Origin of the sequence: Planifilum fimeticola (assembly GCF_003001905.1) — a bacterium.
Classification (GTDB): domain Bacteria; phylum Bacillota; class Bacilli; order Thermoactinomycetales; family DSM-44946; genus Planifilum; species Planifilum fimeticola.
The window spans coordinates 1-22,058 of the sequence record NZ_PVNE01000021.1 but is presented as its reverse complement, the minus strand read 5'-3'; the positions used below and the strand labels follow the sequence as shown (position 1 = coordinate 22,058).

The window sequence follows — 22,058 nt, the reverse complement described above, 5'->3', positions numbered from 1 at the left end:
AGTCACCATCGGAAGGACGCGCGGGAAGGCCGATCATCGCGCGGATAGGAGGATTGCTGTGACTCAGCTGAAATATCTGCACATTCTGCACACGAACGATCTCCACAGCCACTTTGAGCGGATGCCGAAGATCGCGACGCTCCTGTCACAGCTTCCGCGGCAAGGGAACCGCGGGGAAGAGGCGTGGATCGCCGTGGACGTCGGAGACCACATGGACCGGGGAAGGATGGAGACGGAAGGAACCGGCGGGATGGCCAACCGGGCGGTGTTGGAGGCCACCGGTTATCAGGTGGTCACGCTGGGAAACAACGAACTGCTCACCTTTCCCCGGGAGGCCCTGGATCGGGTGTATGCGGACGTTCCCTTTTCCGTTGTCGGGACCAATATCGAAGCCGTCCGGGGTGATCGGCCCGAATGGTTGAAAAAGTGGGCGATCCGCGAGATGGGGGGCATTCGCGTCGGCTTTCTGGGGGCGACCATTCCTTACCCGATTTTTTATGAATTGATGGGTTGGCGGCTGTCCGATCCCCTGGAGGTGCTCGCCGAGTGGGTACCGCGGATCCGTGGGGAAGTGGATGTGCTCGTGCTGCTTTCCCATCTGGGTCTGCCCATGGACCGCCGCTTGGCGGAAGAGGTGCCGGGGATCGACCTGATCCTGGGCGGACACACCCACCACCTGCTGGAGGCACCCGAGCGGGTCGGAAACACCTTCATCGCCGCGGCGGGCAAGTTCGGCCAACATGTGGGACATGTCACGCTGGAGTGGGATGCCGAACGAGGGCGCATCGCCGGCGGGTCGGGACGGGTGCGTCCTGTGGAGGGAATCGGCGATTCCGAAGAGATTCTTCGTCGGATCGAGCATCACCGGCAGGAGGGAAAAAAATTTCTTTCCAGCCCGATCGGGCGTTTGGATCGCCCCCTCTCCATCGATTGGTACGGGGAGTCTCCCCTGGGCAACCTCTTGGCGGACGGATTGAAGGAATGGGTGGATGCGGAAGTGGCCCTGGTCAACGCGGGACAACTGTTGGGCGGACTGGACAGCGGACCGGTGACCAAGGGGCGATTGCATCAGATCTGTCCACATCCGATCAATCCGTGTAAAATGGTCCTGACGGGGCGGCAAATCCTGCGGACGCTGGAGGAAGCCCTGCTGGAGGAGTTTCAGCGCCTGGAGATCCGCGGCTTTGGATTTCGGGGTGAAAGGTTGGGGACGATCAACGTTTCCGGGCTTCAGGTGGAGTACCACCCCGAGGCGAAGCCCTATCAGAAGATCCGCTCCGTCCGCGTGGGGGGCCAGCAGTTGGTGGAAGACCGAAAATACCGGGTGGCGAGCGTCGATATGTTCACCTTCGGCGTAGGGTACTTCGAGCTTCAAAACGGAGAAGATATCCGCTATTATCTGCCTGAATTTTTACGGGATGTGCTCGCCTGGCGGCTTCAGCGTCCGGGATCGGTCAGGGACTGTTTGGTGCCCCGTTGGATCCGGGTCTGAGACGACGCAGGGGATGTTTTCAGAGGGGAGAGGGATGGGCTACAATAGAGAGGAGGAGGGTTCTCCATGCGATTTGTCGACGAGGTTTATTCGCTATACCGGGATCAGTTGAACGACGAAGAAGAAGACCCGGTGACCCTGGTACTCAGTTTGTTGGAAGAACACACCCGGGAAGATATCCAGCGGTTGATTGATGAAATGAGCGAAGAAGAGATGTTTCAGATGATGGGGATTTATCTCGTGGAGATGTTGAAGATGAAAATGGCGCAGGAAGGAAAAATCCCTCTATGGAAACCGTCCTTCACTCCCCCCCATCTCCATTGAAAGGGCTGAAGGAACAGCGCTCCCTCCCCGGCATACCCTGATAGGGAATGAATCAAGGGAGGGAGTTCTTTTTGGTACGACTTCAACCGTTTGATGTGGACGGTCGCCGGGTGATCGGCGTGGAAGTGGCTCTGCCCAAGACGAAACTGCTGGTGTTGACGACGGACAAGGGATACATCATGTGCGGTGCGCTCGATGTGAAGTTGTTGAATGAAAAGTTGGCGGAGCGCAGGATATTGGCCGGCCGGGCTGTCGGCGTGCGCAGTTTGGAGGATTTGTTGGAAGCGCCGCTGGAATCCGTCACCCTGGAAGCGGAGCGCATCGGGATTTGCCCCGGGATGACCGGCCGGGAAGCCTTGCTGAAAATGGCATAACAGACAAATAGAACGCCCGTCATGCCGGAGAGGCTGGCGGGCGATTCCGTTGAAGCCCCAGTTCCTCCATCAACCGGGCGAAGTCCGGCGGCGGAGGCGCCGAAAAGGACATCGCTTCCTGCTTCAGGGGATGGGTGAAGGACAAGCGTTCCGCATGGAGGGCATGCCTTTCGATACGACCGCCGGGACCTCCATAAAGCCGGTCTCCCCACAGGGGATGGCCCAGATGGGAGAAGTGGACGCGGATCTGGTGCGTCCGGCCGGTCTCCAGCTTCGCCTCGATCAGGGAGGCCTGTTCGGTGGCGGCGAGAACCCGGAACAGGGTGATCGCATCGGCTCCGCCCTCCGCGACGCGCCGCCGGAGGGGGTGGGTCGGGTCCCGGTCGATGGGCAGGCGAATCGTGCCCGCCTCCCGGGCGAGGCGGCCCTTCACGATGGCGAGGTAGACCCGCTCGATGGACCGGCTTTTCAGCTGTCGGTCCAACAGCTGGTGCATGTAGGCGTTTTTGGCGATCAACAGCACCCCTGTGGTATCCCGGTCCAGCCGGTGCACGGGACGGACCCGCCCTTCAAAACCCTGTCTTTGCCAGTGAAAAAGGATGCCGTGGGTCAGGGTGCCCGTCTCCTTGGGATGGACGGGATGGACGTTGATTCCCGCCGGTTTGTCCACCACCATCAAATCCGCATCCTCATAGAGAAGACCGAAGGGAATCGGCTCCGGAGCCAGGTCGGACCGCTCCAGGGGCCGGACGGCGACGCGCAGGTGATCCCCTGCATTCACCCGGCGGCCCAGCCAGGGCATCCGACCGTTGAGCTGAATCCCGCGAGATCGGGTCAGGCGGTTGATCATCCGGTTGGAAAGGGAGAGAGGGCCCTTCAGGACCTCCTCCACCTTTTTCCCGTCCCATTCAGGAGGAATTTTGTACGAGATCCATTTGTTGTGGCGGGCACGGGTCTGCATTCGATCACCCCGTGATTTCAGTTGTTTCGTTATTCCTTCGCCGAAGAGGTGCGCCGCACCTTCGCGGAGGGCTTTCGGTCATCCGTCCGTCTGTGCAGAGTAGGAGCTCAATCGGTGGAGCCCAGCGCCTTGCCGAGGTTCTCGGCGTTTTTTTCCATGATGGAGAAATAGTCCTCCCCGGTTTCCGCCTCCCGGGGTTTGAGCCCTTCCAGGGAATTCAGCACCAGGGCCTCGGCACCCACTTCTTCTTTGACGGTCTTGGCCATGTTCCCCGGGACGAGGGAATCGAAAAATATGACCTTTACCCGGTGCCGCTTGGCCGCCTCGATCACCGCCTTCAACTCCTTCGGACCGGGCTCGTCGGAGGGGGACAAGCCGGAGATGGCGATCTGATGAAGTCCGTATCGGTCTGCCAGGTAGCTGAAGGCCGCGTGGGAGACGACAAACTCCCTTTTCTCCGCCTTGTTCGAGATCTCCCGGAAGGTGCGGTCTAGTTCGTCAAAGCGACGGGAGAGCTTCTCGAAGTTGGTCCGATAATCGGAGGCGTGATCGGGATCCGCCTTGATCAGGGCATCCCGGATCGCCTCCGCCATTTTTTTCGCCCTGATGGGATCCAGCCAGACATGGGGGTCCGCCTCTCTGGATCCGTTGGATCCGCTGTACAAGGGTTTCAGCGATGCGGAGGCATCGGCGATCACCGTCCGCTCGGGATCCAGGATCTCCTTGGCCTGACCGATCCATGCTTCAAATCCGATGCCGTTGTAGAGGAAGACGTCGGCTCGGCTCAACCGGGTCAAATCCTTGGGGGTGGGTTCAAAATCGTGAGGTTCCACCCCCGGGGGCACGAGCAGCGTGACGTCCGCATGCTTTCCGCCGATCTTTTCGGCAAAATCGGCGAGGGGATACACGCTGGCATAGATCTTGAGCTGATCGCCGGCCTCTTCCTGGGGCGCTTCCCCGGAGCAAGCGGCAAGGATTGAAGTCCATACAAGACATAAAGCTACCAACAGGTTTTTGCTGCGTGACATGGGGTTCACCCCTGACGGTCTTTGTGGAGAAAATCCATGTTCTATTATAGAGAGATGATGGCCGGTTGTAAATCGTAATAATTACGATTTTGAAAGAAGGCCCTTCGGATGCCCTCCCGCAGGTGAGGAGGGTCATTGCGGGTTTCAGATCGCCTCTTCTATAATAAAGGGAAAAGTTGCAGCTGATTTTACGGGGAGACCGCGGGCGCAAGGCCCTGCGGATCCGTCAAATGAGGGTGAACCATGGATCGGTACAATGGAAAGGTGGCTTTGGTCACGGGGGCATCGACGGGCATCGGGGCCGAGTTGGCGAAACGGTTTGCCGAAGGAGGATTTGATTTGGTCCTGGTCGCCCGCAGCCGGGACAAGCTGGAGCGGCTGGCGGAAGAAGTGAGGGAGCGCTTTGGCATCTCCGTCCGGATTGTCGTCAAGGATTTGTCCGATCCCGCCGCGTGCGGGGATTTGATCCGGGAGATGGAGGAGGCGGGGGTCGAGGTTCACGCGCTGGTCAATAATGCGGGAATCGGCGTGTACGGCCCCTTTATCGGAACCGATTGGGAGCGGGAACGGGAGATGATCCGGTTAAACATGGAGGCCCTCACCCGTTTGACCAAGGCGTTCCTTCCCGGAATGCTCCGGCGGGGAGAAGGGAAAATTCTCAATGTGGCATCCACCGCCGCCTTTCAGCCGGGTCCTCTGATGGCCGTCTATTACGCTTCCAAGGCGTACGTTCTCTCCTTTACCGAAGCGATTGCGGAGGAACTCCGGGGGACGGGGGTGACGGTGACGGCTCTCTGTCCCGGTCCCACCCGGACCGAATTCGGTGCCCGGGCGGGGTTCGGTACGTCCAAATTGTTTCAACGCGGGGAAATGGATGCGGAGACCGTCGCCCGGGAGGGATACCGGGGTCTCATGTCCGGCAGGAGGGTGGTGATTCCCGGACTTTCAAACCGCATGCTGGTCGGTTCGGTCCGGTTTTTGCCCCGCGGGCTGATCACGAGGATCATGAAGCGAATCCAGAAAACGCGGGAGGGCAAGGGCGGCGAGTGAGAATTCCCCTTGTTTACGGGAATTCGGGAAGGTCGGCGGCGGAAGATTGGCGAATTCTATTGTTACATCCGTTATTATCCATCCATTTGTATGCCAACCCGTTTCCATCGTGTCGTTCGGTCTTTGAAAAAGTTGGGGGAGGGTCATTATGGGTGTCATTGAAATGATCGATCCGGCGACGGGTGAACGTCTCGGGGAACTGGAAGAGACCTCTCCGGAGGCGATCGAGAGGGCCATGGTCCATGCGCGGAAGGCCTTTCGGCGTTGGGGGAACCTGCCCCTTTCGGAGAGGATGGATCACATCAGCCGTCTTCGCCGCTATATCGTCGAGCATGCCGATGAACTGGCGGCGACGGTGGTGAAGGATACGGGCAAAGTGCATCTGGAGGCGCTGATGACGGAAATTTTGCTTACGGTCGACTTTATCAAGTATTACGAAAAAAGGGCCGCCTCCATCCTGAAGCCGAAAAAGGTGCCGACGCCGATCACCCTGATCGGACGGCGATCCTGGGTGGAGTACCGTCCGATGGGCGTGGTGGCCGTCATCTCTCCCTGGAACTATCCCTTCCAGCTGGCGATGATTCCGGCCATCTCCGCCCTGGTCGTAGGAAATGCCGTGCTGATCAAGCCGTCGGAGGTGTCTCCCCTCACGGGCCTTCTGATCGAGAAGGTCTTCCGGAAGGTCGGGTTTCCGGAGGACGTGGTGCAGGTGATCCACGGCGGGAAAGAGGTGGGGGAACGACTGATCCAGGCGCGGCCGGACAAGATTTTCTTCACCGGCAGCGTCGCCTCTGGGAAAAAGGTGATGGCCGCCGCCGCGGAGCATTTGATCCCCGTTGACTTGGAGTTGGGCGGGAAGGATCCGATGATCGTCTTTGCCGACGCCGATTTGCGCCGGGCGGCGAACGCGGCGGTCTGGGGCGCCTTCACCAATGCCGGCCAAACCTGCATGGCGGTGGAGCGCCTTTACGTGGAGTCGTCGGTGTATGAGACCTTCGTCCAGATGGTGAAGGAACGGACGGAAGCCCTGCGGTTGGCGGAAGAGGAGTCCGACGTGGGTTCGATGACTTTCCCCCGTCAATTGGACATCGTGGAGGAGCATCTCGCCGATGCGAAGGAGAAGGGGGCGAAAATTCTTTGCGGGGGGCGGAGAACCGGTACCGACGGCCTCCATTTTGAACCGACGGTTTTGGTGGATGTGGACCATTCGATGCGGATCATGAGCGAGGAAACCTTCGGGCCGGTGTTGCCCATCATGCCCTTTGACACGGAGCAGGAAGCGATCCGCCTGGCCAACGATACCCCCTACGGCCTGAACAGCAGCATCTGGACGAAGAACCGCAAGAAAGCCCGCCGGGTTGCCGCGCGGATCGAAGCGGGAAATGTATGTATCAACGACGTCATGATCAACATGGTGAATCCGGGCCTTCCCTACGGGGGGGTCAAGTGGAGCGGGATCGGCCGATACCACGGGCCGGAGGGTCTCTTGAGCTTTTGTCACCGGGTGTCGCTGATTTCCCACCCGGGGCGGAAAAAGCGGGAGATCAACTGGTATCCCTATTCCCAACGGCAGACGGATGCGATCCGCTATCTGATCCGATTGCTGTACGGGAAAGGATTGCATCTGTCGATGAAGGAAATGTTCAATTTGGCCGTGCAGTTTCTGCGCCGGAAATAATCGGGGAAAAGAGGCGCCGACGGGGAGGAAATCGATTTGATGCGAAGGCGACGGGGGTATCTGAAGGGACTTTTGTTGTTGCTCATCCTTTTTCTGGGCTTTCCGGGGATGGCGGCGGGTGCACCCGGACAGATCCGACTGGAAGTTTCCCCGGGATATGACGGGGTGTACAAGGGGGATTGGGTGCCGGTTCGGGTAAAGATCAGCAATACCGGCGGAGACATCGAGGGAGAACTGGTCGTCCGCTCCGAACACATACCAACACCTGCTCCGGAAAGCCGCCTTTTTGTCGCGGAATCGGTGAAAGTGGCGGGGGGAACCTCGAAGGAGGTGACCCTTTTGTTGTCCGAGCCGGGGTTTTTGGCGGATGCGACGATCCAGTTTCGGACCGACGGCAGGGTGCTGGCCCGGGAGAAGATCGAAGGGGAAAGGGTTGCGGATTCGGAGTTGCTTATCGGGGTGTTGAGTCATTCTCCGATCCTGTCTTCCCATATCAATAGGTGGGTGGGGACGGCCGATGCTCCCCGCGCCTGGGTGCAGCTTTTGAAGGCGGAGGAGATTCCGGAGAAGGATGCGGGCTTGTCCGGACTGGATGTGTTGGTGGTGAACGGCATCGATCTCGGCTCCCTCGGTTCTTCCCGGCAGAAGGCGATCCGCCGTTGGGTGGAAAAGGGAGGCCTGCTGGTGGTGGCGGGGGGGCCGTCCTTTGATTCAACCCTCGGGGATTGGAGATCGATGCTCCCGGTGAAGGTGGAGGGGAGGACGGCGCTGAAAGATCTGAAGCCTTTCAGCCGGTGGGGAAAAGTTCCTGACCTGGATTCGCCTTTGCCCGTCAGCCGGACCCGTCTGGCCGACGGGGGCCGATCGGTGATCGCTGCCGGGGACCTTCCACTGCTGGCCCGGCGTCCCGTGGGAACGGGGGCGGTGGTGTACACCGCCTACGATTTGACGGCGGCCCCCTTGGCCAAATGGGACGGTAACGAGCGGCTGTGGCGGGAAATGCTGATCCTGGGCGGTGGTGAGGGGTCGTCGCTTCGGTCGACGGTCACCTTCGATCCGACCCTGGAACAGGCGATTTTGCTGATGCCCCACTTGCGGCTGCCCAGCCTTCCCGCGGTGGCGATGCTCTTTTTGGCGTATGCGTTGGCGATCGGTCCGATCACCTATTGGATTCTTTCCCGGATGAATCGGCGGGAATGGGCCTGGTGGATCATTCCGTCCTTGGGAATCGCGATTGCCCTGGGGGTTTATACCTACGGGAAGGTCGTCCGGGGAGACGATGTGCTGGTGCACAATCTCGCTTACGTGGAGGCGAAGAATTCGGGAGAAGCGCGGGTTCTGGGCGTTTCCGGCTTTATCACCCAGGAAGCGGGAGCTTATCGGCTGGAAGGGAGTCCGGAGATGTGGATGTGGCCGCTGTTTCATGGGGAGCGGAACCGCTCCGAGGTGGTGGTGTCCGGTCGACCATCGGTCACCTTCCACGGCGTGCCCCACTGGACCCTGCGGAAAGTGATCGTGGAGACGACGAAATCTCTGGACGGGGAACTTCGCGCCGTCGCCCGCTATGAGGACGGGACGTTGCGCGGGGAAGTGACCAACGGCACCCGCCTTCCCCTGCGGGATGTGACCGTCGACCTGGGGAGCCGCAGGCACCGGGTCGGTTCCCTTGCCCCCGGGGAGACGAGGGATTTTGAGACAAGCTATGTTCCGGACAGGGATGGCCGGGCCCGGAACGACTTCATGCCGGAGCCGATGCCGGCAGGGGACAGGGATCTGACGCGGGAAGATCTGATGCGGACCGTGGGCACAGGGATCCGCGTGACGGGCTGGACGGAGGCGCCGGTGTTCTCCTACGAAGTTCGGGACCATAAGACGAAGGCGGAAAATCTGGCGCAGGTGTTGGGACGGGTCGAAGTGATGCCCCGGCAGAAAGGCGAATCGATCCTGTGGCCCCGCGGAACCGTTCCCGTCCGGCCGCTGGGAGGGAGGAGTTCGATGCTCCGCCTTTCCGGGGGCATGGTGGCGGAAGAAGAATGGAAGGACCCGGTGCTGGTGGCCTACGATCTGCCGTCCGCACCTTCCGGATGGAAGCCGCTCCGGATCGATTTCGCACCGGAGGCGGATGTCGAAGTGTACGACTGGCGGAGGGGGAAATGGGTGAAGGCAAGCCTTCTGCCCGAAGAGCCTTCCGGTGATCTTTCCTCCTTCGTCTCGTCCTTTGGCCGGGTGGTGGTCCGGATGGAGCAGGCGGGTTCGTATCCATCCCTCGAGGTGGAAGGGCGGGTGGTTCGATGATGATCCGCACGGAGAACCTTTCCAAGCGATTCGGAGATGTGGTGGCGGTCAAAGACCTCAACCTGGAAGTGCGTAAAGGGACGGCCTACGGGTTTATCGGTCCGAACGGGGCCGGCAAGTCGACCACCATGGCCATGTTGGCCACACTGCTTGAACCGAGCGAAGGGAGAGCCTGGATCGGCGGATGGGAGGTGACGGAGCATCCCGACGAGGTGCGGCGCCTCATCGGGTACATGCCCGATTTTTTCGGGGTATACGATCGGTTGACCGCCGAGGAATACCTGGCTTTTTTCGCCGCCGGCTACGGAATCGACCCTTCCCGGCGCGAGGGAATCATCTCCCGGCTGCTGGAGCTGGTCAACTTGGCGGACAAAAGGGACGCCTATGTGGATGACCTCTCCCGCGGGATGAAGCAGCGGCTGGGATTGGCCCGCTGCCTGGTCCACGATCCTGAGCTCCTCATTCTGGATGAGCCGGCCTCCGGTCTGGATCCCCGGGCCCGGATCGAACTTCGGTCCGTCCTGCGGGAATTGAAGTCGATGGGCAAGACGATCTTCATCAGCTCCCACATCTTGCCGGAGCTGGCCGATTTCTGCGATGCCATCGGCGTGATGGAGCGGGGAAAGCTGGTGGCTGCAGGGGATGTCCGGGAGATCACGGGCCGGATCAAAGGGGGGCGGACGGTGGAGATCCATTTGTTGGAGGACGCGGAACGGGCCGCAAAGCGGTTGGAAGGGGAGCAAGGGGTCACTTCCCTCCGGGTGGATGGGCGCAAACTGACGGTGGGGCTGGAGGGGGATGAGCGAAGACAGGCGGAGCTCCTATCCCTTTTGATCGCCGAAGGCATTCCCGTGTACCGGTTTGAGGAGATCTCCACCGACATCGAGGATGTCTTTTTGAAAATCACGGGAACCGGGGAGGAGGGGAGTCCATGAACCGACGGTTGCCAATCTGGGATCACCCGGTACTGAACAAGGAATTCCGCCAGCGGATGCGGATTGCCCGCACCCCCTGGATCATATTCCTTTATTTAGGCATTGCGGGGACGCTGATTTTCGCCTACATGTTTCTGATCGCCCATCCCGCCGGTGTCTTCCATCCGGAGGGGTCCCGGTTTCTGTTCATCGGTTTGTCGATAATCCAGCTGGTTCTCCTCGCCTTCGTCGTTCCCGGATTGACCGCGGGGGTGATCAGCGGGGAGCGGGAGCGGCAGACCCTTTCCGTGCTTCTGACCATGCCCCTTTCATCGGGCGGGATTATTCTCAGCAAGTGGATTGCCGCCCTCGCCTTCGTGATCCTGTTGATCCTGTCCTCTCTCCCCCTATACGCCTCCGTTTTTCTGTTCGGGGGCGTATCTCCGGCGGAGCTCCTTTACACCATCGTCCATCTGCTGGTTACGGTGTGCTTTTGGGGAGCGCTCGGCGTTTTTTTTTCCACCTTGATCCGTCGGACGGGAGTGGCGATGGTGACCACCTACTGCACCGTGGCGATGATCATGGTCTTCCTTCCCGTGGCGCTGTATTTCATCAACCAATTTTACGAGCGGTTTGTGGATCGGCCCCCTTCGCCTTCTCCGCTGGTCGTCGAACTGTTGCCCGGCCTGCACCCCGTCATGACGCAACTGTCGGTTTTTTACGGTGAAATGGCGGGGATGGACGGGGGGATCGACATCTATTGGATGTATGTGGCGGTCTATGCGGTTCTTTCCGCTGTGTTGCTCATCGCCGCCTCTCACTTGCTTTCCCCCGTCCGCCGGAAGAAGAAGAGTTCATCTCCGGGTTCCCCGGAAGGGGACTCTTGATGGTATGTGAGGAGAAATCGAAGGTGACGGGCTCCGGTTGGGGCATCGGACCGGGCTTTGCAGTGTAAAAGATCCGGGATGAAGGGAGGCAAGCCGTGTTGGAGGGATGGTTTCTGGTGGTGCTGTCCGTCCTCGGGATGATCGGGGGCGTGATCGCCTACAAACGATATGTTTCCAGGTTGGATGGAATAACGGATGAAGAGGATTTTTTGTCCCGAAATGACCAGGAATTTAAGCGATTTGCCAGGAAATACGGCATCATCGGAATAGTGCTCACCGGATTTATGGGAATTGTTACTACCCGGATTTCTCCGGGAGTTTCCGCGGATGTGCCCCTGTTCTTGGCGATCGTCCTTTTGATTGTCCTTTTCGGTTTGTTATCCATCTACTTCATGACAGCGAACATTCTCCGGGATCCCCGTTCTTCCGCAAAGGTTAAAAAAGATATGACCTATTCAATGATCATCGCCGCTTGGATGCTCATCGCATTTTCAGGGCTTCCCGTCGGGATTTTTCTCGGCATGATCGAGTTGAGCTCCAACAGGTGAGTTCGACCTGGGAGAAACCTGCGAAGGATATTTTCTCCGACGGCTTTTTTGAGACGCCATTGCGGCATGTTTCCGCCGCGATCAGGAAAATCTTCCGTTTCTCTGTCAAATAAGGTATTTTATTTATAGCTTCACTGTTCGGCCCAAGATCGCAGTCTCTTGGGCCTTCTCATTGGCTCTTTTCATTGCTTGTAATCAACCTTGGGAGAGAGGAGAGAGACCCGTTGTTGGATCCGGCATGGTCTTTGGTGATCGCGTCGGCCCTAGCAGTGATCGGAGGGCTGATCGCCTACAAACAGATGGTTTCCCACCTCGCGGAAAGCTCCTCCGAGGAGGAATTTTTGGCCCGGAGGCAACAGGCGTATTCGCGATTTGCCGTCAAATTTCTCATTTTCGAAGCAGTTCCGATTCTTTTCTTCTTATACGGCATGTATCAAATGATGAGTTTGGAGACGGCTGAATCCGCGGATGTAACCCTGCCCTTGATCGCCGTTCTCTTGATCGCCCTTTTCGGCTTGTTGTCCATTTATTTTACGACCTCGCAGATTCTTCGGGATCCCCGCTCCACCGCCGGGATGAGAAATTACATGACTTCCATGTTGATGATATCGGCATCCCTGGTCCATTCGATCCCGCTGGTCTCCTTTGTCATTTTTCTCATGGTCATCATGGGCATGGTTTGAACGGAGCATAGCAGGGAAATGGCCCCGTAAAGGGGCTTTTTCAAATGGGACAAAGTGCCCGCCGGGACGGCCGTTCGGAAGGGAAGTTTACCCTGCATATCCGTGATCACCTGTCACAGTCGGACCTTTCACCTCGTCATAGGGGTGAAAAGGTTTTTGGGGGTGACCGTTGTGAATCAGAAGACGATCCTTGTGGTCGGTGGCGGGTATGCCGGGTTGTCTGTCGTCGACTCGCTGCGGAAGACGTTCAGGGAACGGATCGGGAAATCGATCCGGCTGGTTCTGTTGGATAAAGAGCCCTATCATTTCAAAAAGGTGCGGCTCGTGCAAGCGCCGAGGGAGAAAGGAGTTCCCCTTCGCGTTCCCTTCTCCGCCTTTGGCTGGGACGACGTGGAGCGGTTGCAGGGTGAACTCACCGGTGTGGAACCGGATCGCGGGCGCGCCATCTACACTCGGCCCGATGGGAAGACAGATACCATTTCCTTCGACCGCCTCGTGCTCGCCGTGGGCAGTGTCGTGCGCCATCCGCCGGAGGGCAGCGAAGGGTTTGCCCTGCGGAATATGGAGGATGCGGAAGCATTGCGCGATACCCTTCGTCGGGTCGGTCAAAGAGCGTCCCCGTCCGGCAGGAAGTCGGAACCGTTGTGTGCGGCCGTGGTCGGCGGCGGGATCACCGGCATTGAGACGGCGGCGGAACTGGCATACCGGCTGCGCGAGGAAGCGGTGGCGCACGGCATGGAGGAGGACCGGGTGCTTGTCCGCCTGATCGATGCGGGTCAATACCTCTTCCCGGAAGCCGGCCGGCGGGTTGCCCATCGCCTGGAAAAACGCCTCAAGCGGATGGGAGTGGAGGTTCTCCACGGGGTCAAAGCGTTGAGATGCAACGAGGGGATCGTGCATCTCGACAACGGGAAGACGATTCCCGCACAGCTCTGCGTCTGGGCGCTGGGGGTGGAACCCAATCCCCTCTTGCGCCGTCTGGGCCTTCCCCTGCACGATGACGGACGGTTGCTGGTCGATCCGTGGTACCGCGTGAAAGGGCATGAGACCCTTTATGCCATCGGTGATTGCGCCAGAGTGACCGATCCGAAGACCGGCAAACCCAACGGAATGACCTGTAAAGAGGGGATTGTGCAGGCTAGGCGCCTGGCCGAAATTATCCGCGCCCAGATGGACGGCTTGTCCGCACCCGCCCACACCAGCTTTCCTTCGCTTTGTTGCATCGGCCTGGGGCCGAAGGACGGATTTATCTGGGCGCGCAAATGGGGGGTCGATTTCATATTGACCGGCCATCTCGGAATGAAAGTAAGGGAATACACATGGAACGCAGCCAGCTTGATGAAGTGAGGGCTTTGTATCGGGAGCACCGCCCGCTTTTGTTCTCCTTGGCCTATCGCATGCTGGGCATCGTTTCCGATGCGGAGGATGTGGTTCAGGACGTCTTTTCCCACCTGAACGACGTCAACCTTTCGTCGATCGCCAACAAAAAGGCGTATCTGTGCAAAATGATTACGAATCGCTGCCTGGACGTGTTGAAATCGGCACGAAAGAAACGGGAGACGTACGTCGGCCACTGGCTTCCGGAACCCCTGCCGTGCGATTTGCGGGAAGGCGGAGAGGATCCGCAGCAATCGATGGTTCACAGGGAGATGGTTTCCTACGCCGTGCTCGCGCTCTTTCAACAACTCAACCCGGTGGAACGGGCGGTGTTTTTCCTGCGGGAAGCCTTCGCCTTCGATTACGGGGAGATCGCCTCGATGCTGAACAAAACGGCGGCAAACTGCCGAAAGATTCACAGCCGGGCCAAGGCGAAGATCGCAATGGAACAAAGCCGTCGCCTGCATGAACCGGAAAACACCGATGCCGTCGTGACCGCCTTTTTGAAGGCGGCAAGGAGCGGTGAGGTGGAACCCTTCGCCCGACTTCTGGCGGAAGACGCCGTCCTCTACTCCGACGGCGGGGGCCGCGTGCCGGCCGCGATCCGCCCGATCGAAACCCGCGAACGCATCCTGCGATTTCTTTTCGGCCTTGTCCGCAAGGCGGAGGAGATGGCCCTTTCGCTGGAAATGCGGCCGATCCGGATCAACGGCGAAACGGGCGTCATCATCCGCAACCAGGAGGAGATTTTCGGGATCATGGCTTTTCAATTGCGCGGCGGACGCGCGGCATCCGTCTTTCTGCTTCGCAATCCGGAGAAGTTAAAACCGCTTTCGCGGAATTGACTCCGTCCTGCAAAAAAGACCCGTGGGACGGGTCTTTTTTTCTATACGCGGCGGGTTGCGCTCGAGTGTCTCTGCCATTGCATCAAGGAGGTGCTTCCCCCGGTGTGCGGGCAAATGCCGGTCGGGCTAAAAAGGAGAGCCGTCGCCGATCGGCGAATGAAATATACGGAACGTGAAAAAGCGCAAATCTTCGAGAGGATGAAGTCCATGTCCGAAAGAAACGCCGTACAAGCCCTCGTGGACGAACACGAGCGGGTGCTGCGCCATCTGATGGCCATGATGAACCGCTGGCCGGGCGACGCGTTGGATCGGCCGGTGAAGGATTTCGGAACGGTCCGCGATTTGATGGTACATATCGTCGACAGCCTGTTTGCTTACTTCCAGTGGGTGAGGGAAAAGCTGGAACTGGAGGAGAACGTCTCTCCGCCCCTGACGCGGGAGGCGCTGAACCGCCTTCACTCCCCGGCGGATTGGGAAAGGGCGATCTCCCTGAGCCTGCCGTATTGCCGGGAGGCGACCGCCGGTGTTTGCGACGACGATCTGGGGAGGGCGTTTCCCGCTTCCTGGAACGAGAGGGAAATCTATATGGTGGAACAGATGCTGGAGCACGCCATCGTTCACGTGTGGAGACACGTTCGTCAGCTGGAGGGTCTGGGGTTGTGACGCCTCCATTAAGGCGGAGCTCGATCCCGTCTGGGAAAAGGGAGGATCCCTTCCGCCCGGGATGCCGGGGATGTGACCGGGGAGCAGATCCGAGTGCATTCCTCCCCGGAGTGAGCCGTTCATGGTTTTTTTAAGGATTATGAAACGAAATGTAGGGGGGATCCGCGGTGATTGTTCGGCAACAGGGGAATCGGTTCGTTCTGTTCCGCCAGCACGACCATGCCCTGGTTTCCGCCGATTTTGCGCTGCGCCTGAAGGAGATCGACCGATTCCACCCGTCTGCGGTCTTTGCCATCGCCATGCATGATGTGGGTTGGCGGCCTCTGGACCGGGAACTGTTGTGGAACGAGGAGGAAGACAAGCCCTACTCCTTCATGGACTATCCGCTCGAGCCCAAATTGCCCGCCTACAAAGCCGGGATCGAACGGGTGGAGGCGGAGGATCCGTACGCCGGCTGTCTGTGCAGCATGCATTATGCCTCTTTTTTTGAGGGGGTTTCGGACCCGGCGGCGATCCGTTTTCGGGAGGAGGAGCTGACCAGGCAGGAACGGTTGAAGACAGGGATGAATCCCGAAGAGCGGGACGGACTGGAGCGGGCACTGCATCTCCTCAAGTTCTGCGATTACCTTTCCCTGTTCATCTGCCTGAACGAGCCGGGCCAAAACACCTTCCCCTGGTTCCGGGAAGGCCTGGATTATTTCGGTCGGAAGCTGCTTCCGGTCTGGGAAGGAACCCGGCGGTTGCGCCTGTCTCCCAATCCCTTCCGGCAGCCCTTCACCGTCACGATTCCCTATCAGGTCGTCAATGCGGCGCGGGAACCGGAGGAGGAGGGACAGCTGTCCATCGACGTGGTTTGCTGAAATCGGACGGAGGAGGATTCCTGGTGAAAGTGAAAGGTTTCAATCACGTGACGATTCGCGTGTCGGATCTGGAGAAATCCCTGGGTTTCTACCGGGATCTGCTCGGGATGAAGCTGGTTCACCGGGGAAAGACCGATGCCTACCTGGAATGGGGGACGGCCTGGGTCGCCCTGGTGGAGAAGAAGGCGCAGGCCGGGGATCAAGGCGGGGATTCCGGCTTCGGCGTCGATCACGTCGCCTTCTCCATCGATGAAGAGGACTTCGATGAGGCGGCCCGCCGGCTGGAGGAGTCCGGGGTTCCCATCGTTCGGGGACCCGTGCGCCGGGGTGTCGGACGTTCCATCAACTTTTTGGATCCCGACGGCACTCAGCTGGAGCTGCACACCAGCAATTTGCAGGAGCGGATGACGGTCTGGTCGTGAGAGAAAGGTGGATTTTTGAAAGCTTGCCGCGATGTTTTGTGAGGCAAAAAAAGAGAGACCGGGGCGCCCGCAACCGTCGGGGACCATGGCGGGGATACTATCTGCTGATCAAATTGGCCTGTTGAACAAGCTAACTTCCACCGCGTCTCACCGGATCGGACGGCGACCCGTCGGCGGATGTGCGGACCCCTGCGTGAGCCAATCGGTTTTATGCCGAGGAGTGCGGAGAGTAAAACATCCCGATTCAGGGATGATTTTTTTACCCTTTGCATAGTCATAAAATGACTAGTAAAATAAATACTATGGCACGGTCATTTCAACGTTCACCCTTGGCATTGGCCATCCTCGTGCTCCTTGCGGAGGAACCCATGCATCCTTACCGAATGCAACAGCTGATCAAGGAACGCGGCAAGGATCTGGTCATCAATGTTCAACGGAGGGCCAGCCTCTACCAAACCATCCAGCGGTTGCTCCGGGCCGGTCTCATTGCGGTCAAGGAGACTTCCCGGGAAGAGAACCGACCGGAACGGACCGTTTATGAGTTGACCGAACAGGGTCTCGAAACGGCCCGGGATTGGCTTACGAGCATGCTTTCCAAGCCGAAGGAGGAGTTTCCCGAATTTCCGGCGGCTCTCTCCCTCCTTCCCCTGCTGGAGGTTGGCGAAGTTCTGCGCTGCCTGGAGGAGCGGGAGGCTGCCCTCGCCGAAAAGTTGTCCTCCCTCGATACAATCCTTCGCGAGGCGGGGGCCGTTTTGCCCAGACTGTTTTTGTTGGAGATCGAATATCTGCACGCCATGCTGAAGACGGAGGTGAACTGGGTCCGATCCCTGATCGACGATATGCGCTCCGGCCGGATCACCTGGGACCGTGAATGGCTCCGGGGGTATGCGGATTCCGGGGGAGGGGATGACTAACTCACCGCGGCCTGTTCGTCCAGGCTCGGCCTAAAAGGAGGCATTGCAGATGGCTGTAAAAACCCCGAAGGGGTACAAAGGAATCGGCATGAACGGCGTGATCGCCACGTGGTATGCCCGCAATACCAAGAAGAGCATCGAGGAATACAAAAGGGACGCCCAAAAGGTTGCGGAAAGGCTGTCGGGCGGGGAGGAGATCCTCGAACTGGCTCCGGGACCGGGATACTTGTCCATCGAGTTGGCGAAGCTCGGCAATTTTCGCATCACCGGTTTGGATATCAGCGAGACGTTTGTGGAAATCGCCCGGGAGAATGCCCGGGAGGCGGGAGTGAATATCGACTTCCGCCGCGGGGACGCCTCCCGAATGCCCTTTGAGGAAAACGCCTTTGATTTCATCGTGTGCCGGGCGGCCTTCAAAAACTTTTCCCGGCCGGTCGCTGCCCTGGACGAGATGCACCGTGTGCTGAAGCCCGGGGGCAGGGCGCTGATCCTGGATTTGCGGGGGGACGTTTCCCGGGAAGCCGTCGAAAAGCATGTGAGGGAAGATTTGGGGCTGAGCGGAATCAACCGGCTCATGACCCGATGGGCCTTCGAGTTCATGCTCATCAAACGGGCCTATACCAAAGAGGCCTTCGAGCAGTTGGTCTCGAAGAGCCGATTCAAGACCTGCGACATTCATGAAAGTGCAATCAGCCTGGAGGTTTGGCTTCAAAAGTGACCTTTTCCGCTTTGGACCGCGCCTTGGCGGTTCGATTTTTTCCGCGGAGCAGAGCGAATTCCGCCCACCGCCGATTTTCCGGTTCGGATCTTCGCTTTTCCTCGGCGGCAGTTTTGCAAGGGGAACTTTAGTACTGCTTTTTGCGGACGAGAAATCCTCCCGGCAGCGTGGGAGGATTTTCTCTTTGGCTGTCAGGGCGTCCGCCTTTTTGGGCCCGGAACGGCCTGCCGTCAGTAGTGGTGTCAGATAACGCATCGGCGGCACCCTGCTACTTGGATGCGCCTTGCGGGCGTTGTTTTTTCCCCTCCTCTTTAAACATCGCATCAAAGCGTTCGATATAGGTTTGGATAATTTTTTTGCCTTCCTTCAGTTCGGTGGTGATGACGAGAGGTGAAGATTTGATGACAACGGAAGAGGGATCGGAAGGTTCGGGGTGGTAAATCCCCAAAATCATGTAGTCATCATCAAAAATGACTTGGTATTCGGTCAACAAATAGCGATGCCTGACGATCTCCAGTTTTTTGATCTGTCCCGCCTTTTCCAGGTTGCGCCACCGCTGCAGGATATTCTCCAATTCGAGGGCATACCGTTTGTTTTCAGCCTCTTCTTGCGGCGGAAGATTTCGGAACATCACCTTGCAATGATCGATGATGATGTTGTTGGGCCGGATAAACGTTTGGATGATGTTGGATGAATTGGAGTAGGTTCTGAGTGTCTTGATCCGTTTTTTTTTCGAGAGAATGGCGTTGAACGCGCTCTGAAGGTCTGGATAAACGAGCATTTCCGAGGTTTTCAGCGGGTCGATTTTTTTCTCCATCTTGTTGAATTTGCGGGTCCAGGCGATGTTGGTCGCTGCAATCAGACCGATCAGGATGCTGATTACCTGCTCCAACTTGATCGGGAACAGGTTTGAAAAAAAGTTCCAGAAGACGACGATTGCGATAAGTATGCCGTAACTTGCCATTTCGATGATTTGTTCGTAGTTGATTTTGTTCTTCAAAGTGAGATCCCCCCGGGACGTTGAGTTTGTCAGGAAGATGCGCCGATGCACCAAGCCGTTTGATTTTCCTTCCGGCCCGTAGCCGGCCGTGTGGTATACGAAAGCGAGGATGATCCGGTTTTCCGCGCTGCTTCATCGGACGGATGAAGGGACTGTAATCAAGCGGCTCCTCCATGCGGATCCTTTTGTGAAGTGTCGAGTAATCGAATTACACCATGGACTGGAATAAAAATCAAGATAGCATCTCCATCGGGTTTGAAGCGGACGGAAGACCAAAAAAGCGATGGATTCGAAGGTGCACCCCCGCAACCCGATTTTGTCGAGGGTTAAGGGTCCTTCTTTAGCCATATTTGTTCACCACACTCCTCCAACAGCGCTGCGGCCCGCTTTTCCAGCCGGGGCAGGCGGTCCTTTCCGAAAAATCGGAGGTCGATGCTTTCATTGTCGGAGATCTGGAGCGTTCCGCGGACCTGTCGAGCCCGGTACAGCGCGATGACATTGTAGACTTCATCCCCGTTGGGGTACCGATAATAATACCGGGGGCCGGAGAACACGCCCAAGAGTTGAAGCGCACCGGCGTCCAATCCGGTCTCTTCCTTCAATTCGCGCCGGGCGGTCTCTTCCAGGGTTTCCCCGGGTTCCATGGCGCCGCCGGGGAGACCCCAGTCGAAGGAGTCGGAGCGGCGCTGAAACAGGATCTCCCCTTTTTCGTTCATCACCACCACGGTGGCGCCCGCGACGATGATCGGAAGGCTGCCGATTCTTTTACGGAGCTCCGAGATATACATCCGTTCACCTCCGGAGGATTGTCAAACGTGGTACAATGGCCGTGTGGCATCCGAAGCACAGCGAGGAGTGGTAAGCAAATGCATCACGACCTGGAACCGGCCCCGGGGATGGCCCCGATCGTCGGCCTCCTTTACGCAACCGTGGAGGATACATATCGGAGGCTGAGACAACGGGTGGAGGGGATGTCCCAGGAGGAACTGGACGATAAGGGACCCTTCGGGGACCTCAACAGCACGGGGCAGTTGATCCGTCACTTGGCGGTGGTCGATCTCCATTGGGTTTACCGCCTCCGGGGAGAACCGGTTCCCCGGGACTTGCAGGAAGCCTACGGTCCCATGTTCGACCGGCAGGGGAAGATTCCTGCCGTGTCCGGGGTGCCCCTGGAAGAACTGCTGGAGTCCTACGACCGGGTTCAGACATGGTTCCGGGACGTATGCCTTGAGCTGACCGACGAGGACCTGGACCGGGTGGTCGATTATGAAGACGGGAAAACGGCCACCATCCGCTGGGGAATCTGGCACATCGCCGACCACAGCCGTTACCATCAGGCCCAAATCGCCTGGCTTCGGAAATGGTGGCGTCAAGGGAGGAACAAGGGATGAATTTCTTGCATTTGTCGGAGGAAGTTCGCAGGGCCAAGGAGGAGAACCGCCCCGTCGTCGCCCTGGAATCCACCATCGTCGCCCACGGCATGCCGTATCCGGACAATCTGAATACGGCGCGGGAGGTTGAGGCGATCATCCGCGATCACGGGGCGGTGCCGGCGACGATTGCCATCCTCGACGGGAAGATCAGGGTGGGTCTTGCCGAAGACGAACTGTGGTTCTTGGCGGAGTATGACGGAGTGGAGAAGGTGAGCCGGCGGGACCTTCCCCATGTGATCGCCACCGGCAAGCCCGGGGCCACCACCGTCGCCGCCACGATGATCTGCGCCCGAATGGCCGGGATCGACGTGTTCGTCACCGGCGGCATCGGCGGGGTGCACCGCCAGGCGGAGAAGACGATGGACATCTCCGCCGACCTGCAGGAGCTGGCCCGGACGGACGTGGCGGTGGTCTGCGCCGGGGCGAAATCGGTGCTGGACATCGGCCTGACCCTGGAATATCTGGAGACCCGCGGCGTCCCGGTCATCGGTGTGGGGACGGAGGAATTTCCCGCCTTTTACTGCCGCTCCAGCGGCTATCCCGTCGATGTGCGCCTGGATACGCCGGAGGAGATCGCCCGGGTGATTCACACCAAGTGGGAACTGGGGCTTCAGGGCGGCCTCGTCATTGCCAATCCGATCCCGGAAGCGGACGCCCTGGAGGAAGAAGCCATGGAGCGCATCATCGCCGACGCCCTGCGCGAGGCGGAGGCGGCAGGGATTTCCGGCAAGCGGGTGACGCCCTTTTTGCTGGACCGGATCAAAACCCTGACCGGCGGCGACAGCCTGCGCGCCAACATCGCTCTTGTCAAACACAACGCCCGGGTGGGGGCGCAGATCGCCCGGGCCCTGCACCCGCTGCGGAAGGGGCGGCAGTAGCCCGCTGCATAGGGGTGCCGGCCATCCAACCGGAAGCGGTCCTGCGATCAGGGCCGCTTCTTGTTTCCGGCATTCATATCTCCTTCCGAAGGAGCGAAATCCGGTCACCATCCCGTGGGAGAGGGCGGGGATAAAATCCAGTGTCTTGTCAAGCTTTGGTGCGGAACTCCGTCGTCACTAGCCGACGGAGTTCTTTTTGCCTGAGGAGCCCCCCTGATCTTGTAAATAAAACCATTTTCCTATTGAGGACCTTCCAATCCCCGGTTATGCTGTTTTAATATGAAATACCCTTTTTTTCACTCAGGAGGAGCATGAAATGCAAAATTTTCGCCTGCGGCTGAGAGAAATATTGGACCGGCTTCAGGAAAAGTGGCTGCAGTGGAAAGCTTCTCATCCGGGATGGATTCGCGCTTATACGGTCTTTTCCACGGTTTCTCTGCTCATCTTTCTCTTGGGCCTCTTCTTTTTTGAGGACGCGCGCAAGATTTTCGTCCAATTTTTGTGGAGCCTTTATCTGTTGTGGCAGTTTTGGATCCTGGCCCGAAGCAAGACGTTCACCTGGAAAACCTATTCCGCGTTTTTTCTGGTGGGAGCTTGGGTAATCCCCTTTATCACCCAGGGGTTTGTGGCCATCATTCACCTCCTCTTCGGCGGGGAGCCCTCCGATTGGTGGAGCATCGCCGTGGTGACGCCGATTGTCGAGGAAATCTTCAA

At 58.7% G+C, this 22,058-nt stretch carries 23 protein-coding genes and 1 pseudogene; 20 read left to right on the top strand and 4 right to left on the bottom strand.

The genetic code is table 11. The annotated features are described in order from the left end of the window. Positions 1-58 precede the first annotated feature (58 nt). The 3 genes from CLV97_RS12525 (at position 59) to CLV97_RS12515 (ending at position 2,190) form a co-directional block, all read left to right on the top strand. A complete protein-coding gene (locus CLV97_RS12525; protein WP_245891546.1) occupies positions 59-1,492 on the top strand; it encodes a bifunctional metallophosphatase/5'-nucleotidase in 1,434 nt (477 codons plus the stop codon). A gap of 66 nt (positions 1,493-1,558) precedes the next feature. Continuing rightward, the gene (locus CLV97_RS12520; protein ID WP_106345877.1) at positions 1,559-1,816 is read left to right on the top strand and encodes a DUF6154 family protein; all 258 of its coding nucleotides are present in this window, start codon (positions 1,559-1,561) and stop codon (positions 1,814-1,816) included. A 71-nt stretch (positions 1,817-1,887) separates the two neighbouring features. Further along, positions 1,888-2,190 carry a YunC family protein gene (locus tag CLV97_RS12515; protein ID WP_106345876.1) on the top strand — a complete coding sequence of 101 codons (303 nt, stop codon included), beginning with the start codon at positions 1,888-1,890 and terminating at the stop codon, positions 2,188-2,190. A gap of 19 nt (positions 2,191-2,209) precedes the next feature. Here CLV97_RS12515 and CLV97_RS12510 read toward each other — a convergent pair whose 3' ends face one another. Further along, positions 2,210-3,151, bottom strand: coding sequence for an RluA family pseudouridine synthase (locus CLV97_RS12510; protein WP_106345875.1), 942 nt, complete (start codon positions 3,149-3,151; stop codon positions 2,210-2,212). A 107-nt stretch (positions 3,152-3,258) separates the two neighbouring features. After that, a complete protein-coding gene (locus CLV97_RS12505) occupies positions 3,259-4,179 on the bottom strand; it encodes a metal ABC transporter substrate-binding protein (protein ID WP_106345874.1) in 921 nt (306 codons plus the stop codon). Between the two features lie 243 nt (positions 4,180-4,422). On the opposite strand from CLV97_RS12505, the gene CLV97_RS12500 reads away from it, so the two are divergent. The 14 genes from CLV97_RS12500 (at position 4,423) to CLV97_RS12435 (ending at position 18,033) form a co-directional block, all read left to right on the top strand. Continuing rightward, entirely contained in the window at positions 4,423-5,229 is an 807-nt protein-coding gene (locus CLV97_RS12500; RefSeq protein WP_106345873.1) for an SDR family NAD(P)-dependent oxidoreductase, read from the top strand. A 148-nt stretch (positions 5,230-5,377) separates the two neighbouring features. Beyond that, on the top strand, positions 5,378-6,907 hold the full coding sequence (locus CLV97_RS12495; protein ID WP_211295746.1) for an aldehyde dehydrogenase family protein: 1,530 nt from the start codon (positions 5,378-5,380) through the stop codon (positions 6,905-6,907). A gap of 39 nt (positions 6,908-6,946) precedes the next feature. After that, positions 6,947-9,202, top strand: coding sequence for a DUF7408 domain-containing protein (locus CLV97_RS12490; protein WP_106345871.1), 2,256 nt, complete (start codon positions 6,947-6,949; stop codon positions 9,200-9,202). After that, on the top strand, positions 9,202-10,137 hold the full coding sequence (locus CLV97_RS12485; protein ID WP_106345914.1) for an ABC transporter ATP-binding protein: 936 nt from the start codon (positions 9,202-9,204) through the stop codon (positions 10,135-10,137). Before CLV97_RS12490 ends, CLV97_RS12485 begins: the two co-directional genes overlap by 1 nt. Continuing rightward, the gene (locus CLV97_RS12480; protein ID WP_106345870.1) at positions 10,134-11,003 is read left to right on the top strand and encodes an ABC transporter permease; all 870 of its coding nucleotides are present in this window, start codon (positions 10,134-10,136) and stop codon (positions 11,001-11,003) included. The genes CLV97_RS12485 and CLV97_RS12480 overlap by 4 nt, the downstream gene beginning before the upstream one ends. A gap of 95 nt (positions 11,004-11,098) precedes the next feature. After that, a complete protein-coding gene (locus CLV97_RS12475; RefSeq protein ID WP_106345869.1) occupies positions 11,099-11,551 on the top strand; it encodes a hypothetical protein in 453 nt (150 codons plus the stop codon). A 224-nt stretch (positions 11,552-11,775) separates the two neighbouring features. Further along, positions 11,776-12,234 (top strand): hypothetical protein, encoded by a 459-nt coding sequence (locus CLV97_RS12470; RefSeq protein WP_106345868.1) that lies wholly within the window; start codon positions 11,776-11,778, stop codon positions 12,232-12,234. Positions 12,235-12,405: 171 nt separating this feature from the next. Continuing rightward, positions 12,406-13,581 (top strand): NAD(P)/FAD-dependent oxidoreductase, encoded by a 1,176-nt coding sequence (locus CLV97_RS12465; RefSeq protein WP_170070505.1) that lies wholly within the window; start codon positions 12,406-12,408, stop codon positions 13,579-13,581. Continuing rightward, on the top strand, positions 13,554-14,456 hold the full coding sequence (locus CLV97_RS12460) for an RNA polymerase sigma-70 factor (RefSeq protein ID WP_170070504.1): 903 nt from the start codon (positions 13,554-13,556) through the stop codon (positions 14,454-14,456). The genes CLV97_RS12465 and CLV97_RS12460 overlap by 28 nt, the downstream gene beginning before the upstream one ends. Before the next feature lie 207 nt (positions 14,457-14,663). Further along, positions 14,664-15,119, top strand: coding sequence for a DinB family protein (locus tag CLV97_RS12455; RefSeq protein WP_146130487.1), 456 nt, complete (start codon positions 14,664-14,666; stop codon positions 15,117-15,119). Between the two features lie 167 nt (positions 15,120-15,286). Beyond that, positions 15,287-15,979 carry a DUF3891 family protein gene (locus CLV97_RS12450; protein WP_106345864.1) on the top strand — a complete coding sequence of 231 codons (693 nt, stop codon included), beginning with the start codon at positions 15,287-15,289 and terminating at the stop codon, positions 15,977-15,979. A gap of 23 nt (positions 15,980-16,002) precedes the next feature. Further along, positions 16,003-16,401, top strand: coding sequence for a VOC family protein (locus CLV97_RS12445; protein WP_106345913.1), 399 nt, complete (start codon positions 16,003-16,005; stop codon positions 16,399-16,401). Between the two features lie 281 nt (positions 16,402-16,682). After that, positions 16,683-17,315: a PadR family transcriptional regulator gene (locus CLV97_RS12440; RefSeq protein WP_342749799.1), complete on the top strand. Its 633-nt coding sequence runs from the start codon at positions 16,683-16,685 to the stop codon at positions 17,313-17,315. Between the two features lie 49 nt (positions 17,316-17,364). Further along, entirely contained in the window at positions 17,365-18,033 is a 669-nt protein-coding gene (locus CLV97_RS12435; protein WP_245891542.1) for a class I SAM-dependent methyltransferase, read from the top strand. 268 nt (positions 18,034-18,301) lie between these two features. Here the strand turns inward: CLV97_RS12435 and CLV97_RS12430 are convergent, their stop codons facing one another. Then, positions 18,302-19,033 (bottom strand): hypothetical protein, encoded by a 732-nt coding sequence (locus CLV97_RS12430; RefSeq protein WP_146130486.1) that lies wholly within the window; start codon positions 19,031-19,033, stop codon positions 18,302-18,304. A gap of 326 nt (positions 19,034-19,359) precedes the next feature. Beyond that, positions 19,360-19,821 carry an NUDIX hydrolase gene (locus CLV97_RS12425; protein WP_106345861.1) on the bottom strand — a complete coding sequence of 154 codons (462 nt, stop codon included), beginning with the start codon at positions 19,819-19,821 and terminating at the stop codon, positions 19,360-19,362. 78 nt (positions 19,822-19,899) lie between these two features. On the opposite strand from CLV97_RS12425, the gene CLV97_RS12420 reads away from it, so the two are divergent. The 3 genes and pseudogenes from CLV97_RS12420 to CLV97_RS12410 all read left to right on the top strand — a co-directional run. Then, positions 19,900-20,424 carry a DinB family protein gene (locus tag CLV97_RS12420; protein ID WP_106345860.1) on the top strand — a complete coding sequence of 175 codons (525 nt, stop codon included), beginning with the start codon at positions 19,900-19,902 and terminating at the stop codon, positions 20,422-20,424. Beyond that, on the top strand, positions 20,421-21,344 hold the full coding sequence (locus tag CLV97_RS12415) for a pseudouridine-5'-phosphate glycosidase (protein WP_106345859.1): 924 nt from the start codon (positions 20,421-20,423) through the stop codon (positions 21,342-21,344). The genes CLV97_RS12420 and CLV97_RS12415 overlap by 4 nt, the downstream gene beginning before the upstream one ends. 316 nt (positions 21,345-21,660) lie before the next feature. Further along, a pseudogene (locus tag CLV97_RS12410) lies at positions 21,661-22,058 on the top strand (PrsW family intramembrane metalloprotease); the annotation flags it as partial.